This is a genomic window from Natronorubrum halalkaliphilum (assembly GCF_009834785.1).
Taxonomy (GTDB): domain Archaea; phylum Halobacteriota; class Halobacteria; order Halobacteriales; family Natrialbaceae; genus Natronorubrum; species Natronorubrum halalkaliphilum.
Window position 1 is genome coordinate 70,757 of sequence record NZ_WUYX01000070.1, and the last position, 15,570, is coordinate 86,326.

General features: G+C 62.6%; 14 protein-coding genes. 11 read left to right on the plus strand and 3 right to left on the minus strand.

What is annotated here, in order from left to right:
* Window positions 1–213 precede the first annotated feature (213 nt).
* Window positions 214–1,668 carry an APC family permease gene (locus GS429_RS19775; RefSeq protein WP_160067416.1) on the plus strand — a complete coding sequence of 485 codons (1,455 nt, stop codon included), beginning with the start codon at window positions 214–216 and terminating at the stop codon, window positions 1,666–1,668.
* A gap of 181 nt (window positions 1,669–1,849) precedes the next feature.
* Here GS429_RS19775 and GS429_RS19780 read toward each other — a convergent pair whose 3' ends face one another.
* Window positions 1,850–2,059 carry a hypothetical protein gene (locus GS429_RS19780; protein WP_160067418.1) on the minus strand — a complete coding sequence of 70 codons (210 nt, stop codon included), beginning with the start codon at window positions 2,057–2,059 and terminating at the stop codon, window positions 1,850–1,852.
* A gap of 86 nt (window positions 2,060–2,145) precedes the next feature.
* Here GS429_RS19780 and GS429_RS19785 point away from each other — a divergent pair, with 86 nt between their 5' ends.
* The 3 genes from GS429_RS19785 to GS429_RS19795 all read left to right on the plus strand — a co-directional run bounded on the left by GS429_RS19785 (window position 2,146) and on the right by GS429_RS19795 (window position 6,384).
* A complete protein-coding gene (locus GS429_RS19785; RefSeq protein ID WP_160067420.1) occupies window positions 2,146–3,633 on the plus strand; it encodes an NAD(P)/FAD-dependent oxidoreductase in 1,488 nt (495 codons plus the stop codon).
* Between the two features lie 116 nt (window positions 3,634–3,749).
* Window positions 3,750–4,907, plus strand: a complete 1,158-nt coding sequence (locus GS429_RS19790) for an MFS transporter (protein ID WP_328821506.1) — start codon at window positions 3,750–3,752, stop codon at window positions 4,905–4,907.
* A 226-nt stretch (window positions 4,908–5,133) separates the two neighbouring features.
* On the plus strand, window positions 5,134–6,384 hold the full coding sequence (locus GS429_RS19795) for an RNA-guided endonuclease InsQ/TnpB family protein (RefSeq protein WP_160067422.1): 1,251 nt from the start codon (window positions 5,134–5,136) through the stop codon (window positions 6,382–6,384).
* A gap of 58 nt (window positions 6,385–6,442) precedes the next feature.
* Here GS429_RS19795 and glyA read toward each other — a convergent pair whose 3' ends face one another.
* Window positions 6,443–7,690 (minus strand): serine hydroxymethyltransferase, encoded by a 1,248-nt coding sequence (gene glyA / locus GS429_RS19800; RefSeq protein ID WP_160067424.1) that lies wholly within the window; start codon window positions 7,688–7,690, stop codon window positions 6,443–6,445.
* Window positions 7,691–7,954: 264 nt separating this feature from the next.
* On the opposite strand from glyA, the gene GS429_RS19805 reads away from it, so the two are divergent.
* The 7 genes from GS429_RS19805 (at window position 7,955) to GS429_RS19835 (ending at window position 15,161) form a co-directional block, all read left to right on the plus strand.
* A complete protein-coding gene (locus tag GS429_RS19805) occupies window positions 7,955–10,060 on the plus strand; it encodes a hypothetical protein (protein ID WP_160067426.1) in 2,106 nt (701 codons plus the stop codon).
* 493 nt (window positions 10,061–10,553) lie between these two features.
* Window positions 10,554–11,372 (plus strand): transcriptional regulator TbsP, encoded by an 819-nt coding sequence (tbsP, locus tag GS429_RS19810; protein ID WP_160067428.1) that lies wholly within the window; start codon window positions 10,554–10,556, stop codon window positions 11,370–11,372.
* 230 nt (window positions 11,373–11,602) lie between these two features.
* Window positions 11,603–12,307 carry an RNase P subunit p30 family protein gene (locus GS429_RS19815; RefSeq protein ID WP_160067430.1) on the plus strand — a complete coding sequence of 235 codons (705 nt, stop codon included), beginning with the start codon at window positions 11,603–11,605 and terminating at the stop codon, window positions 12,305–12,307.
* Entirely contained in the window at window positions 12,291–12,992 is a 702-nt protein-coding gene (locus tag GS429_RS19820; RefSeq protein WP_160067432.1) for a class I SAM-dependent methyltransferase, read from the plus strand. The genes GS429_RS19815 and GS429_RS19820 overlap by 17 nt, the downstream gene beginning before the upstream one ends.
* Complete coding sequence (locus GS429_RS19825) at window positions 12,989–13,474, plus strand: Rpp14/Pop5 family protein (protein ID WP_160067434.1); 486 nt, start codon at window positions 12,989–12,991, stop codon at window positions 13,472–13,474. The genes GS429_RS19820 and GS429_RS19825 overlap by 4 nt, the downstream gene beginning before the upstream one ends.
* Window positions 13,475–13,478: 4 nt before the next feature.
* Entirely contained in the window at window positions 13,479–14,237 is a 759-nt protein-coding gene (psmA, locus tag GS429_RS19830) for an archaeal proteasome endopeptidase complex subunit alpha (RefSeq protein ID WP_160067436.1), read from the plus strand.
* Between the two features lie 198 nt (window positions 14,238–14,435).
* Window positions 14,436–15,161, plus strand: a complete 726-nt coding sequence (locus tag GS429_RS19835; RefSeq protein ID WP_160067438.1) for a ribosome assembly factor SBDS — start codon at window positions 14,436–14,438, stop codon at window positions 15,159–15,161.
* A gap of 62 nt (window positions 15,162–15,223) precedes the next feature.
* On the opposite strand, the gene GS429_RS19840 is transcribed toward GS429_RS19835, so the two are convergent.
* Window positions 15,224–15,532, minus strand: coding sequence for an FUN14 domain-containing protein (locus GS429_RS19840; RefSeq protein ID WP_160067440.1), 309 nt, complete (start codon window positions 15,530–15,532; stop codon window positions 15,224–15,226).
* Window positions 15,533–15,570 lie beyond the last annotated feature (38 nt).

Consider the following 15,570-nt stretch of genomic DNA (forward strand, 5'->3'; position numbering starts at 1 on the left):
GGGTAGTCGTCCAGCGGCGGACCAGTCGACGGGTGGGATGATCCCTCTCGAATCGTGTCGACTTTCTTATACGGCGTTCGAATGAACACTCGCGAATACAACCGACCGTGGGGAGCGATATACCCGACGGGTATTGACTGAATCGGTGAAGATGTTCCCCGAGTAATAAGTATTTTAAAGAGCCCCTGGGTGTCATACTCTGACGTATTATCGATGTCGGGGGACGATTTCAAGCTGATCAACGAGAAGATTGGACCGATCGCTGCGGTGGCACTACTCATCGGAACGGCGGTGGGAATGAGTATCTTCATTGTGCCGACCCAGATGGCCGTCGTCGCCGGGCCGAGCATCATCGTCGCGATTTTGCTCTCCATCATCCCGATGGTGCTGGGTATCCTGTTGCTGTTACAACTCGGGGGCGCGATTCCGGTCGCCGGCGGAGCATACGTTTACGCCTCGCGGCTCGTCGGCCCGTACTGGGGATTCCTGGGGGTTGCGGTACCCGTCATGTCCGTCTGGGCGTACCTCCTGTTCGCCGCGCTCGGCTTCGCCGAGTACGTTCCCGTCTTCGCCGACTTGCCGACGCTGGCCTCCGTTTACTTCCTGCTTGGGGCCTTCCTGGTGTTCAACTACGTCGGCGTTCGGTTGGCTGCGAACGTCCAGATCCTCCTCGTCTGCCTGTTGATGGCGGCGATGGTCACGTTCATCGCAGGGGGGTTGACCTCCTTCGACGCCTCGAACTTCCAGCCCCTGTTCCCATCCGGCGAGGGTGAGCCGTTCGCCGACGGCTACGCACCGTTCTTCCTCGCCGCCGTAACCCTGTACATCCCGTTCCAGGGTTTCGCGATGATCATCGAGATCGGCGAGGAACTCGAGAGCCCGGCGAAGAACATTCCGCGCGTTCTGGCGGCGGGAATGACGCTCGTCGCGATTCTAACGATCGGCATCATCGTGGCGCTGATCGGTGCGGTGCCGTGGCAGGAGATCATCGGCGAGGACGGCGAACCCGTCGAAGGCGGGCTCGCGGCCGTCGCGGAGGGGATCATGCCCGGCTGGGCCATCGCGTTCGTCGCCATTGGCGCGCTCGTCGCCGCTGCGACGACGACCAATACGCTGTACACCTCCTACTCGCGAACGATCATGCGTGCGGCTCGAGACGACGTCATCCCCAACTTCTTCGCGGGTATCGACGATCGATTCGGCACGCCGAACCGGGCGCTGCTGTTACTCGCGCTGGTTCCCCTGCTCGTGGCGCCGTTCACCGGCCCACTCGATGGGATACTCGCGGTCGACGTACTCGACTGGCTCGTGACGATCACCGTCACCGGTATCTTCATCAGCTTCATGATCAGCGGCGTCGCGCTCTGGAACCTGCCGAAAGTGTTCCCGGATCGCTACCAGTACTCGTTCTACAAGCTGCCGATGCCGGTGCTCAAGGTCGTGGCTGTCGGCAACGTCATCGTCTCGGCTATCTTCATGGTGTTCGTTGCCCTCGGTGCACCGAGCGCACTCGGGGTTCAGTTCGGCTGGATCCTGCTGGTTTCGCTGTTGTACGTCTACCGCGTCCGAACGTACGACAAGGAGGGAGAAGACCTTCGAGACAAGATGTCGCTGCTGCACAAACACGAGGCGATCGGTGCCGACAGCAGCAGTCAGAACGACGACTGAACCGGTCGGTACCGCTCCTCGATCTCGATTTCGTTCGGCCGAGGCCGTGACCGCCTCGCGTCGACGCGCGAGACGGCTGTTCGACTTCGTCGCGGATGTCGTTTGTCACGGAGGACGCCAGTACGCTATTGGAATCACTTCTCACGTGTGGCCGACGGGGATGCGACGCGGATGGCGCGTCTCACTCCTCCGGATCCCTGTCGGTCGTCCCCGTCTCCGAGACCTCCCACGCGGCCGTACCGCGTTCGGCGGTGACGACGACGTCGTACTCGGTCGCGAGGCCGCCGTATTCGTCGGTGTCAGCCGTCTCGATCAGCGCCAGTGCCTGTCGCTCGTACACCGTTCGCGCCACCTGGAGCGCGGCACCGTCGACGTCGACGATCGACAGCAACTGAGGACAGCGGTCCGCCCGGTCCGCCGGACTTCCGAAAAAGCAAGAGTTACGTCTCTCATTTCCGAAAGTTGGGTCAGTATCCAATGGCGTGCAACCAGCGCGATGTGGTCGTTGTCGGGGGCGGGATCGCGGGCTGTTTTGCGGCCGCAACGGCAGCGGCCGCCGGGCTCGACGTCGTCCAGTTAGAGCGCAAACCGCGTGAACAGGGCGGATTCATCGCCTGCGGCGACGCGATAAAGAGCCCTCGCGACCCGCAGAAGTATCCGGGCCCGATCGACATGGACGCGATCGCCGACGACGAGGCCGTCCTCGTCGACAACAACATCGACCAGATCGAGTACTGGGACGAGGAACTCGGGGTGCGGAAGGTGTTGCCCTACGAGACGGGCAGCAACGTCATCGACCGCTACGAGTTCGGACAGCGACTCCTCGAGCAGGCCGCCGACAACGGCGCAGTCCAACACTACGATACGGTGGTCAACGAGGTGCTTCAGGACGGTCGCGTTACCGGAGTCAAAGCCGTTCGAGACGGCGAGCCGGTCAGGTACGAGTGTGACGTCCTGATCGACACCGCGGGCGCACAGTCGATCCTGCAAGACATGATCGAGTTCGAGACGCTCGACACTCCCGGCGCCCCGACGTTCGAGGTTCCCCACTACACCCACTTCGGGTCGGCCTACCGCGAGATCATCGAGACCGAGAAACCGGTCGAGTACCACAACGCCATCGTCGGGAAACCCCTAGAAGAGTTGGGCTACATTTGGTACTTCCCGCGGACACCGACGCAGATCAACGTCGGCCTGGGATTCCAGATGAACAAGGAGCCGATCCCGCTCGCCGACCGCCTGCGCCGCGACATCGAGGACCGACCCGAGTATCAGGGCGCGAACGTCGCCGAGAAGTTCGACACGAAAAACAAGCTTGGGTCGGCGATCGCCCTCCGTCGGCCGCTGGATTCGATGGTCGCTCCCGGCTACCTGACCGCGGGTGGCGCGGTGGGGACGACGCATCCGATCACGGGCAAAGGCATCCGCGGGGCGGCTTACTCCGGCTACTCCGCCGGACGCGCCGCCGTCGAGGCGATCGAAGACGGTGACGTCTCCGAACACGGCCTCTGGGAGCACAACCGCTGGCTGTACCGCGAACACGGCGAGGCTGCGAAACTCGCCTCGTGGGACGCGTACAACGTCGCCGCGAGCGCGCTCGAGGTGAACGTTCTCCGGGCACTCACCGCGTTGCTTCCCGAGGCGGAGCTTCGCGAAATCGTCGGCACCTCCACGGAAGTCGACGACCTCAAAAGCAAGCTTCTGGTCGGGACCGGCGTTCTCAAGAACTTCCTCGCGGAGTATCGCAGAGACACCTTCGAAACGCTCGGCGTGAGCACGCACGAACTGTACGAGGCCGTTCTCGGCCTCAGGGAGACGCGTACCTACGTCTCCGAGTACGAACGGCAGTATGACGCCTATCCTGCCGATCGGTCCGGTTTCGAACGGTGGCGTGCCGAGCGCGACTACATCGATCGAGACTTCTACGACGCGCTCGATCTCTCTCCGTCCGAGCACAAGTACTGACAGGGACCGCTCCGCGACCGTTCGACCGAGACGCTTGAGGACGACTGTGGCCGCGACCCAACCGACGAACCGGCCGATTTCGGAACGTTTGTGGCGACCTATCAGAAACAGAAACCGTGACCCGAACCCGACTCTTCGCCTCTCTCTGCGGACTCGTCTTCCTCCTCAACCTCGCCAGAATCATCTTCGCGCCGCTGCTGGACGTGATCATTGCGGAGTTCACCATCGGCGAGGCGACGGCCGGCCTGCTCGTGACGCTCACGTGGGTGGGGAGTGCGGCGCCGCGGTTGCCGACCGGCTGGCTTCTGACGAAGGTGCCGCGTCACGTCGTCGTGCTCAGCTCCGGGGCGATCCTCGCGGCGGCCTCGGCGTTCGCCGCGATGGGGACGTCGATCGAGCACCTCATGCTCGGGGCCTTCCTGATGGGGATCGCGTCGGGCGTCTACTTCGTCTCGGCGAACCCGTTTCTGAGCGAGCTCTTCCCGGAGCGGGTCGGTCGCATCGTGGGGATCCACGGCGCCGCCAGCCAGATCGCTGCGGTGCTCGCGGCCCCGCTGGTCACGGTGACGGTGCTCGTCGACTGGCGGCTGTCGCTGTGGCTCATCGCCGTCGGCGCGGCGGTGATAACCGGCTACACGTGGCTCGCCGCGCGGCGGGCGACGCTGCCGAACGCGGGTGCGGACGACCGGAGCTTCGTCGCCGGCGCGCTCTCGGAGTGGCGGGTCATCGTGACCGGCCTGGCGATTGTCGGCGTCGCCTCGTTCGTCTGGCAGGGCGTGTTCAACTTCTACGAACTGTACATGCAGTCGAAAGGCATGTCCCCGCGGGCCTCGAGCATGCTGCTAACCGTCGTCTTCGCCGCCGGCATCCCCGCGTTCTTCGTCGGCGGCGATCTGGCCGATCGACTCCCAAAAGTACCGTACCTGCTCGGCGTCGTCGGCCTGTTCTCGGTCTCCCTGTTCGTCCTGACGCTGACCGAGGGGTTGATCGGGCTACTCACCCTCTCCGCCGTCGTCGGCGTCGTCATCCACTCGCTGTTTCCCGCGACCGACACGTTCCTCCTCGAGACGCTCCCCGACTCGACCCGCGGGAGCGCCTACGCGGTGTTCAGTTCCGTGTGGATGCTCACCCAGTCGCTCGGCTCGTTCGTCCTCGGCCTGTTCGTCGAACAGGGCTACAGCTACGACCAGCTGTTCCAGATCGGCGCCGTCTTCCTCGCGCTCACGATCGTCGGTCTCGCGATCCTCGAGCGAGCCGGCCGACTTCCAAACTGAGACGGACATACGGAAGCCGAACGACGTAGCTATCTTTAATCAGCGAAAGAATCCCACCGTTCACAGCGTCCTCAGAAATCAAAGACTTCTGGTGGGCATCGCAAACCTTCGATTTACTCAATGGGCGTGAATCGCGTCACTGGACGACGCAATCCACCGTCGGTGGCGGGCTGGATATTCCACGATCATCCATACTATTAAGTTGGTTTATCTACATAGGCTATGTATGGCGATCGAGGTCACTCGCACCTACGTTGGTTCCATCCAGAACCAGCGGCAGGTCTGCGATGACCTGGATTTGCTCGGACACTCCGCCTCGAAGATCTGGAACGTCGCACGCTGGACAGCCGGTCGAATCTGGGATGAAGTCGGTGAAATCCCAGCCGAAGAGGTGCTGAAAGCGTATATGAAAAACCAATCGTGCTGGAAAGACCTGAACGCCCAATCCAGTCAGAAAGTCATCGAAGAACTTTCTGACGCTTTCCAGTCGTGGTTTGATCTGCGACAGAACAACGAGACGGCGAATCCGCCCGGCTACCGCAAACACGATGACGAACGGCCGCGCAGTACGATCACATTTAAAGTAGACGGGTTCAAACACGACCCCGCCAACAACCGCGTCCGACTCTCAAAAGGTTCAAACCTCAAAGAGAATTGGTCGGACTTCATCCTCTGTGAGTACCAGACGCGCCCGGACGTTGACCTCTCGGAGGTCAACCGAGTGCAGAACGTCCGCGCCGTCTGGAACGGCGACGAGTGGGAACTGCACTTCGTCTGCAAAGTCGAACTCGAAACCAACGACTCCGCAGGTGATGAAGTGGCAGGAATCGACCTTGGCATTAAGAACACCGCCACGGTCGCATTCCCCAACGAGTACGTCCTGTACCCCGGCAACTCGCTCAAACAGAACAAGCACTACTTCACTCGGGCAGAGTACGACACCGAAGGTGAGAACGGGCCATCAGAAAAGTCGATGTGGGCGCGTCGAAAACTTGCAGACCGCGAGACACACTTCTACCACGTTCTCACGGACACCATCATTACCGAATGCGTTGAACGCGGTGTTGGAACGGTGGCAGTGAGTTGGCCTGAAGACGTGCGTGACTCGGACTGGGGCAAGACCGGTAACAAGAAACTCCATACGTGGGCATTCGATCGTATCTACCAGTACCTCGCGTACAAAGGCGAGATACGTGGCGTCGAGGTACTGAAAGAAAACGAGTGGGATACCTCGAAGACGTGTTCGGCGTGTGGCGACGACACGACGTCGAACCGCGTCGAACGTGGCTTGTACGTCTGCTCATCGTGCGAGTTGGTGGCCAATGCGGACTGTAACGGGGCGGAGAATATGCGACAGAAGATAACTCCGAGTCCTCACGGCGAGGATAGGAGTAACGGCTGTGTGGCACAGCCATCGGTACACCTGTTCGACCGCGAGAGCGGGACGTTCCGCACGAGAGAACAGGTCGTGTCGTAGACCAGCAAATATCCCAACTGCGGTACGGGAAGCCGCGCCCTTCAGGGCGCGGAGGATGTCACTCGTACAGCGGGTTCGCGTCACACAGCGACTCGACTTCCTCGCGGACGTCCTCGAGGACATCATTGTCCTCCGGCGCGTCGATGACCTGAGTGATTAGATCGGCGACTTTTCGGCAGTCGTCCTCGTCGAAGCCGCGGGTGGTCAGCGCGGGCGTCCCGGCGCGGATGCCCGAGGGATCGAACGCCGAACGCGTCTCGCCGGGGACGGTGTTGCCGTTGAGAACGATGCCTGCGTCCTCGAGGGCTTCTTCGGCGTCGCCCCCCGACGTCTCGGGGTGGCTCTCGCGCAGGTCGACGAGCACGAGGTGGTTGTCAGTGCCGTCCGAGACCAGCGAGAAGCCGTTGTCGACGAGGCTCTCGCCGAGCGCCTTCGCGTTCGCGACCGTCTGGGAGGCGTAGTCTTCGAACTCCGGCTGGAGCGCCTCCTTGAAGCCGACGGCCTTGCCGGCGACGTTGTGCATGAGTGGACCGCCCTGCCCGCCGGGGAACACCGCCGAGTCGACGTCGTCGGCGTACTCCTCGTCGCACATGACGATCCCACCGCGGCCGGAGCGGATCGTCTTGTGGGTCGACCCCGTGACGAAGTCGGCCGTGCCGACCGGCGACGAGTGAACGCCCGCGGCCACGAGACCGGTGATGTGAGCGATGTCCGCGAGGTGGAGCGCGTCGACGCTGTCGGCGGCCTCCTGAATGCGCTCCCACTCGATTTCGCGCGGGTACGCGGAGTAGCCCGAGACGATGATGTCGGGTTCGAACGCTTCGGCGTGCTCTGCCAGCCCCTCGTAGTCGAGATACCCCGTCTCGGGGTCGACCTCGTACTGTTCGACGTCGTACAGTTGGCCGACGAAGTTCGCCGGGTGGCCGTGGCTCAGGTGACCGCCGTGGGTCAGATCCAGCGAGAGGATCTTGTCGCCGGGCTCTAACATCGCGAAGTAGACGGCCTGGTTGGCCTGCGTGCCCGAGTGTGGCTGGACGTTGACGTGCTCGGCACCGAACAGCTCCGTCGCGCGTTCGATCGCGAGGTTTTCGACCTCGTCGGCGTACTCGCAGCCGCCGTAGTACCGCGAGCCGGGATACCCCTCGGCGTACTTGTTCGTCAGGGCGCTTCCCTGCGCGTCGATGACCGCCTGGCTGACGTGGTTCTCGCTCGCGATCATCTGCAGCGAGTTTCGCTGGCGATCGACCTCTCCCTCGAGTGCATCGGCGACGGCGGGATCGACGTCCCGGACCTGCTCGTGTTCCATATCCGATGTGCAGTTTGGCGGCTGCATAAGTGTACCCGTCTTCGGCAAGTGGAGCCACTACCCTCCGTCTTCGAGACCGTACGAACGAGTCGGGTCGGCTCTCCACGCTGGTGGTGTCCGGTGCTGTTGTGTTGACCGGAAGAGCTACCGTGGTGCGCCGGGACCAGCAACTATGACCGGTTTGGTTCCCAACACGCCGGACTCACAGTCGTTCGCTGCCCACCCGATACAACTAACTTTCCGGAGTGACATTCAGCGTACCGAATGATCGAGTGGGCGGCGGACGACGGCGCGCTCCGTGTCACCGACGCTGACAACACCGAGTTGTCGGTCCGCGGTGCCGATCTCGTCGTCGGCGGACCGGGGCCGGACATCCAACGACCAGTCGACGAAACGGTCGTCGCAACGGCTAACGAACTCCGCTTTCCCCACGCGGTCGTCTACGCGTTCTCGCTCGGATCGGGCGAGCAACACGAACTCGACCTGGGCGGCTCCCCGCTCTCGCTGTCCCCCGGCGAGTACATCGTCGATATCGACACCGACATCAAGACCTATCTTCGGTTTTCCGGCACTGCGACTATCGAGAAGACCGACGGCTACGACACGATCACCGTCTCCTTTCCCGATCGCACTCGCGTCCTCCTCGGCTTCCGGAGCCACCACGAACTTCCGGCGGGGACGATCACCGTCCCGGATTCGCCGGAGGCCATCGCAACGGCGATCAGCCACCTCTCGGCATCCCAGAAGACGGATAGTCCGGATCGCACCTACCCCTCCCTCCGGGGCCATCCGTCGCTTCTCGAGTCCGGCGACGACCTCGAGATTCCCGACTGCATCCGGGAGGATACCGCCGATACCGGCATCGAGGTGGTCGTCCCGCCGGACTACGAATCGCTGTTCGTCGCCGCGCCGCTTGCGTACTACCTGCAGGCGACGCTTCGGACCTGCGGACGCCGTCGAACCGGTCCCGATCGGCCGCAGCTTCGGCTCCCTGAACGCGGGGTCGAGGAACAGCTCTCGCCGATGCCCGAACTCGAACACGACGTCGAGCAGTTGTTGCGCAAAACGTACTTCCTCGACTGTCTCGTCCGCAACGTGGGCCCCCACGGGACGAACCTGGCCGAACTGAACGTGCTCGATGCGCTCGAACTCGACGCCGACGCCCTCTACGATGCCAGCCCCGAACGGCGTCTCGCGACCTATCTCGAGGTGCCGTACACGGCGATCGAACACCGACTCCCCGACTGGCATCTCTCGACGTACGTCGCGCCGGAGTACGAGAGCGTCGAGACCCTCCCGTTCCTGCTCGATCGGATGAGCATGATCTACATGCCCCGGACGTCCGAACTCGAGGGCAAGGAGCTGGTCGAGCGCTCTCTGGAGGACTTTTATCGCGGTGTGGGCGACGAAAACGGTGCCGCGAGCAGAGCCAGCGCCGGCCGGGTCGCCTCGGTGGATATCGTCAAACCCGAACTCCGAAACGGCCGAGTCCACGGCTGGCTCGCCGACGGCGTGCCGATCGACGTCTTCAAGTCCACGCCGGAGGCCTACCACAACCGACTCGACTATCTCGAACGCTCGAGCGATTCGACGTCGATCTGCGTCGTCCTGAACGACCCCGAGATGGCGGGCGAACACGACGACGTCGCCGAAATCTATCGTCAACGCTCCGAGGACCTCTCGATGGACGTGACAGTCGGCGAGTCACTCACGACGGCCGATCTGGCACGCGTTTTCGAAGGCGAGTACGACTTCGTCCACTACATCGGCCACTGTGAGACCGACGGACTCCGCTGTCCGGACGGCTACCTCTCGGCCGCAAACCTCGATCAGTGTAACAGCCAGACGTTCTTCCTCAACGCCTGTGGCTCCTACTACGAGGGGATGGGACTGATCGAAAAGGGGAGCGTCGCCGGCGCAGTGACGGTGACCAAGGTACTGAACGACCACGCCGTCAAGGTCGGCTCGACGTTCGCCAAACTCCTCGTCCACGGGTTCAGCCTCGAGCGGGCACTGGGGCTCGCACGGCGGCGTATCATGATGGGGAAAGACTACGCGGTCGTCGGCGACGGGACCCACTCGCTTACGCAGGGCGAACAGCGGTTTCCGATCACCATTACGCTCGAGGAACTCGAGGAGGGGCCGGGCGACTATCTGGTGGAGTTAGACTGTTATTCGACGCGTATGAACGGCTCGTACTATTTCCCCCACACGGAGGACAACGAGTACGCCTATCTCTGTGGCACCGAATCGAGTTTCACGCTTACAGAGTCCGGCCTCGTCACGCTGCTCGAGGAGGTCGAGGGCTCGGTTATCTACGACGGGGACCTCTACTGGTCGACGGGATTATCGCGGCAGTTTAAACGGTGAGACGGGGTCCCGACCTGCTGTCATGTTTCGTGAGGGTGCAGTACTTCATTTTCTGTGACAGTTAGTTGTGTTATTTCGGCTGATACTATACTGCAATACATTTAAATAAGATACCAATAGTGTGTTAGTGTATGTCCCTCATGATTGCGGCTGAGGCTGGCATTGCGCTTCAAGAGACACTCGTGTACACCGGCCAGACAGTGGCGAACATTTCACCTCAGGGAATCGTCGTCACGTACAGCGGTCCGTAGTCGAGAACGGCCGATACTTTTCGCCGACAGTTTCCGAATTAACGGATGGCGATGGCCCACATTTAATCCAACCGACACCGGTCCTACTATTGATTCAACTATGTCATATACTCTCGGATCGGTAGTGAAGAACCGACGAAGGAACCGACAAAAACTACCGCATACCCCGCCAGAGTTCAAGTTGTGGCCTGAAAACGGCCAACAAAATTAAGTGGTTTGCAATCGTTTACTTCTGTACAGAGATGACCTCGAATTTACTCAACCACCAGATTGACGATATCCTCGAATCCATTCTCGAGGATGCGAGCGGGGACGTCTACATGGTCAACCCATCGGCAGACGCCATCGAAGAGTTCGTGTCCGTTGCGACCGCGTTCGATGGCTCGCTCCCGTCGGTACACATGCTCGCCGACGAGCGAACGCTGAAAGACGTCATGGACGATTTCATCGTCGCCTCGAACGCCGCTGACCTCATCAGTCAGGACGCACTCGCGCTGCGAACGCTCGAGGAGGCACCCGAGAACTCGCTGCTGATCACCGAAGACCGCGTCATCGCCGTCGTCCACGCCGGCGACCGCGTCGGCGGCCTGGTCACCGACGACGAAAGCTTCGTCGACGACACCTACGACACCTACGAGGCGCGCTGGGCGGACTCCTCGCAGTTCAACCTTCGAACCCCGCCGATTACGGACGTCCGCGAGACGCTCGCCGACGAGATCAGTCCCGACGCCGAAGCGGACTTCACGGCGATCCTCAACTCGCTCGAGACCGCTCGCGGCGACGGAGACGGACTCGACGAGGTCACGATTTCGCTGCTCGTCGCGGCCAAGAACGAGGCCCTGCTGTACGACATCAGCAAGTGGGGCGAGGACGTCGGCATCGCCTCCAAGGCGACCTTTAGCCGAACCAAGACCAAGCTCGAAGACATGGGCCTGATCGACACCGAGAAGGTTCCGATCGACGTCGGTCGCCCGCGTCTGCGCCTGAAGATCGGCGACGAGCGACTCAGCGAGGCCGACAACGGCCAGCTCGCCACGGTGGCCCAGTCGATCCTCAACTAACGAAACGCACGCCGTCGTCTATCGCGGTCGTGAACGTCACACCGCGCCTGTCCCCGCCTCGATACGGTCCGATTGCGGCACCTCCTTCCGTCTTCTCACTCCGGAGCGACGCACAGCGCCGCTCGGCCGCTCGTTCAAAATGCCGCCGCCCACTCTCGACTGCCCGTCGTCCGGGCTCGGTCGCGTCCCATGGCACAAACCCCAAGTCACCGCCGCGAGACGATCCGAGTATGTACGAGGCCGTCCACGCCCATCCCGACGGAGACAGCACGGTCGCCAGACTCGCGAAAACGGCGGCCGACTGCGGCTACGAGGGCGTGGTCGTCAGGAACCACCACGACTCGCGGGCGGAGTACGACGCCGAACGGATCGGCGAGGAGTACGGCATCGACGTCGTCGAGGGCCTCGAGATTCGCGCCGCCGATCCGCAGGAAGCCGGCGGCTCGGTAGGTAACTACCGAACCTCGCAGACGATCCTCGGGGTTCACGGCGGCACGAACGCGATGAATCGCTTTGCCGTCGAAAACGATAAAGTCGACGTGCTCGCCCATCCGATGGCCGACCACGGCGACGTCAACCACGTCCTCGTCAAAGCCGCCGTCGAGAACGGCGTCCGCATCGAGTTCAACCTCTCGGGCGTCCTCAGAACGAGCGGCGGTCGCCGGGTTAGAGTCATCCAGTCGCTCCGCAAACTCGAGGAGATCGTCGACTACTTCGACGCCCCCTACGTGGTGAGTGCGGATCCGAACTCACATCTCGAGGTGCGCACGCCCCGAGAGTTGCGGGCGCTGGGCGAACAGATCGGGTTCTCGAAGGCCTTTATCGAGGCGGGGTTGACCGAGTGGGGGAGACTCGCCGAACGCAACCGACGCATCAACTCCGAGTCCTTCATTGAGCCGGGTGTCGAACGGGGCAGGTATGAAGAAGAATCTTGAGGACCACGCGTCCCGTTTCGACGAGAAAGCCAGCGAGTACGACGAATCCAAGTCCGACGAGTACCGCGCCTGTGCGAACCTGGTGATCGAGCACGCCGCACCCGATCACGAGGATATCGTGCTGGATCTCGCGACCGGAACGGGAGCGATCGCGCTCGCACTCGCACCCGACGCGGCGCGCGTCGTCGGTCGCGACATCAGCGACGGCATGATGGCGGAAGCCGAGCAGAAAGCCGACGAGGAAGGACTCGAGAATCTCGAGTTCGAATACGGGACCTTCCGCGAACCCGAGTATGAGGGCGAGGTCGATATCGTCACCTCGAACTTCGCGTTGCACCACCTCTCCGACGACGAAAAGCGCGAGGCGATCGACGTTATCGCCGGCCTCGAGCCACAGAAATTCGTCCTCGGAGACGTGATGTTCTTCGGCGAGCCGGATCCCGACGCGCCGTTCTACTCGCCCGAAGTCGACGATCCGGCGACCGTCGGCGTCCTCGCCGACGCCTTTACCGACGCAGGCTTTTCGCTGACCGCCGTCGAACGCGTCCATGACCAGGTCGGTGTTCTCGTGGCGGAGCGAACGCCGACCGAGACCGAAGCCGAAATTCCGGCCGGAGACGCGGCTGAGACGACCGGTGCGGCCGGCGCGGACGGCGCGGCTGGCTCGGACGAAACCGACGAATGAAACACCTCCCGAAACACCTCCAGCCGCGCTGGCGGTATCTCGCCGTCGGCATCGAGAGTTGGCCGGACGCGTCGATCGACCGGCGGGCGTTCCAGCGCGAGTGCTGGTATGCGGCCCAGAATCTGCTGGGCGATCCGGGCAGCGCCCGCGCCGATATGACGGTCGTCAGGTTCGATTTCGACGAGGGAATCGGCGAGGCGATGGTTCAGGTCCGCCACGGCGAAACGGATTCGGCACGGGCGGCACTGGCCTGTATCGACGAGATAGACGGCTCTCCGGTAGGAATTCGAGTCCGCGGTATCAGTGGCACGATCCGTGCCGGTGAAGAAAACTATTTAGGACGCCGCGGGCAAGATTCGGAAGAGAGAAACGTCGTGTTCGGGAACGAAGAGCGAGTCGCCGTCGTGTGCGATGGATCTGCAGACGTGCGACTCGATGAGGCGTTCACGGGTGCGACAGACCTCGATTACGATTTACCGTGATACTATGCAGGGACAACAACAACAGCAGGCATACGACCGAGGCATCACGATCTTCTCGCCCGACGGCCGACTCTATCAGGTCGAGTACGCACGCGAGGCGGTCAAGCGAGGCACAGCAAGCATCGGTATCCGAACGAACGACGGCGTCGTTCTCGCCGTCGACAAACGAGTCCCCTCCCCGCTGCTCGAGGACTCGAGCGTCGAGAAGATTCACAAGGCCGACAATCACGTCGGGATCGCCAGCGCCGGCCACGTCGCCGACGCTCGCCAGCTGATCGACTTCGCCCGCCGCCAGACGCAGGTCAACCAACTGCGCTACGGCGAGCCGATCGGCGTCGAGACCTTGACCAAGGAAGTCACCGACCACATCCAGCAGTACACCCAGGTCGGCGGCGCCCGTCCGTTCGGCGTCGCGCTGATCGTCGGCGGCGTCGAGAACGGCGAGCCGCGCCTGTTCGAAACCGATCCGTCCGGAACGCCCTACGAGTGGAAGGCCCTCGCCGTCGGCTCGGACCGCGGCGAACTCCAGGAGTACCTCGAGGAGAACTACGACGAGGAAGCCGATCTCGACGGCGGCATCGCGCTCGCACTCGACGCGCTCGCGTCGGTCAACGACGGCTCCTTGCTCCCCAACGAGGTCGGCCTCGCGACGGTCGACGTCGAGACCGAGTCCTTCGAACAGTTCGACCACGACACGATCGAGTCTCACCTCGAGGAGAACGACCTCCTCGACGAGGGTGAGGACGACGAAGACGACGAGTAATCGAGTTCCCCGCCGATCCGTTCGGCTGTCAGCCCATTGGTGTGCCAACGTGCCAACCCGGTACGTATCAGCGTGCCAATGTGCCAGCGCCGGCAGCGAATCGATCCGTTCGCAGCCGCCAGTCACCGTCAGCCGCGTCGGATCCGGTCGGATGCCGGCAGGAAAAGCTCTTTTAGGCGGCCGGGGGTACTCCCTGGTATGATATCGCTCGACGAGGCGGTGACGGCGCGACTCGAGTCACACGGGGCGCGCTTCGAAGTGCTCGTAGACCCGGATGCGGCGCTTGCGATCAAACGCGACGAGTTCGACGGCGATCTCGAGGAGGTTATCGCCGCCGAAGACGTTTTCGAGGACGCCTCTCGTGGGGATCGGCCCGCCGAGGACGACCTCGAGAAGGTGTTCGACACGACCGACCCTCTCGAGATCATCCCCGAAGTGATCAAGCAGGGAGAGATCCAGATCACGGCCGATCAGCGCCGCGAAATGCAAGAACAAAAGCGCAAGCAGCTGGTCGACACCATCACGCGAAACGCGGTTAACCCGCAGATGGACAACGCGCCCCACCCGCCCGAGCGTATCGAGAACGCGCTCGAGGAGGCCGGGTTCACGGTCGATCCGATGGAGCCGGTCGAACAGCAAGTCGACGACGCACTCGACGATCTGCGGCCGGTGATTCCGATCCGGTTCGAAGAGGTGACCATCGCGGTCCAGATCCCGGCGGAGTACGCCGGCAGCGCACAGGCGAAGGTGCGTTCGTTCGGCGACCTCGAACGCGAGGAGTGGCAGCCCGACGGCTCCTGGGTCGGCGTGTTGACGTTCCCGGCAGGGATGCAAAACGAGTTCTACGACGTGGTCAACGAACACTCGAGCGGGAAGGCGGAAACGGAGATTATCAAGGACAAAGACGACCTGAACACGCGGTAGCGAGCCGAGGCGACGCGGCCGCCAGCGGTCGATTGGTCCGGCGGTCGATCGACAGCCCGTGACTATCCTCTGTGGAACCCGATCAGGAAGCCGCTGGTAAACCCGGCTCCGACCGACAGCATCGAGAGCATCGACTCGAGCCAGTGGATCTCGTCGGCCCGCTCTTGAGTCTCGACGAGGCCCGCCGAAAGCCGGTTCCAGTCGACGATGAGGATTTCCTGTGACTCGAGGTAGCGAAAGGCCATGAGCTGGGTGCCGATGATGATCGCGACGAGTTTCGCGACCTGTTTGGTCGCGAATCCGAGCACCCCGCCGATGACCGCGCTGCCGCCGAACTCGAGAGCGAGCGTCGTCGGGTCCACGTCTAGCATTACGAGTTCGTATTCGAGTCACCGACAATGACTGTTGT

Bases quoted from the DNA above. Each gene is read 5' to 3' on its own strand.
- GS429_RS19775 (WP_160067416.1), top strand. From the start codon at position 214: ATGTCGGGGGACGATTTCAAGCTGATCAACGAGAAGATTGGACCGATC.
- GS429_RS19785 (WP_160067420.1), top strand. From the start codon at position 2,146: ATGGCGTGCAACCAGCGCGATGTGGTCGTTGTCGGGGGCGGGATCGCG.
- GS429_RS19795 (WP_160067422.1), top strand. From the start codon at position 5,134: ATGGCGATCGAGGTCACTCGCACCTACGTTGGTTCCATCCAGAACCAG.
- glyA (WP_160067424.1), bottom strand. From the start codon at position 7,690: ATGGAACACGAGCAGGTCCGGGACGTCGATCCCGCCGTCGCCGATGCA.
- GS429_RS19805 (WP_160067426.1), top strand. From the start codon at position 7,955: ATGATCGAGTGGGCGGCGGACGACGGCGCGCTCCGTGTCACCGACGCT.
- tbsP (WP_160067428.1), top strand. From the start codon at position 10,554: ATGACCTCGAATTTACTCAACCACCAGATTGACGATATCCTCGAATCC.
- GS429_RS19815 (WP_160067430.1), top strand. From the start codon at position 11,603: ATGTACGAGGCCGTCCACGCCCATCCCGACGGAGACAGCACGGTCGCC.
- GS429_RS19820 (WP_160067432.1), top strand. From the start codon at position 12,291: ATGAAGAAGAATCTTGAGGACCACGCGTCCCGTTTCGACGAGAAAGCC.
- GS429_RS19825 (WP_160067434.1), top strand. From the start codon at position 12,989: ATGAAACACCTCCCGAAACACCTCCAGCCGCGCTGGCGGTATCTCGCC.
- psmA (WP_160067436.1), top strand. From the start codon at position 13,479: ATGCAGGGACAACAACAACAGCAGGCATACGACCGAGGCATCACGATC.
- GS429_RS19835 (WP_160067438.1), top strand. From the start codon at position 14,436: ATGATATCGCTCGACGAGGCGGTGACGGCGCGACTCGAGTCACACGGG.
- GS429_RS19840 (WP_160067440.1), bottom strand. From the start codon at position 15,532: ATGCTAGACGTGGACCCGACGACGCTCGCTCTCGAGTTCGGCGGCAGC.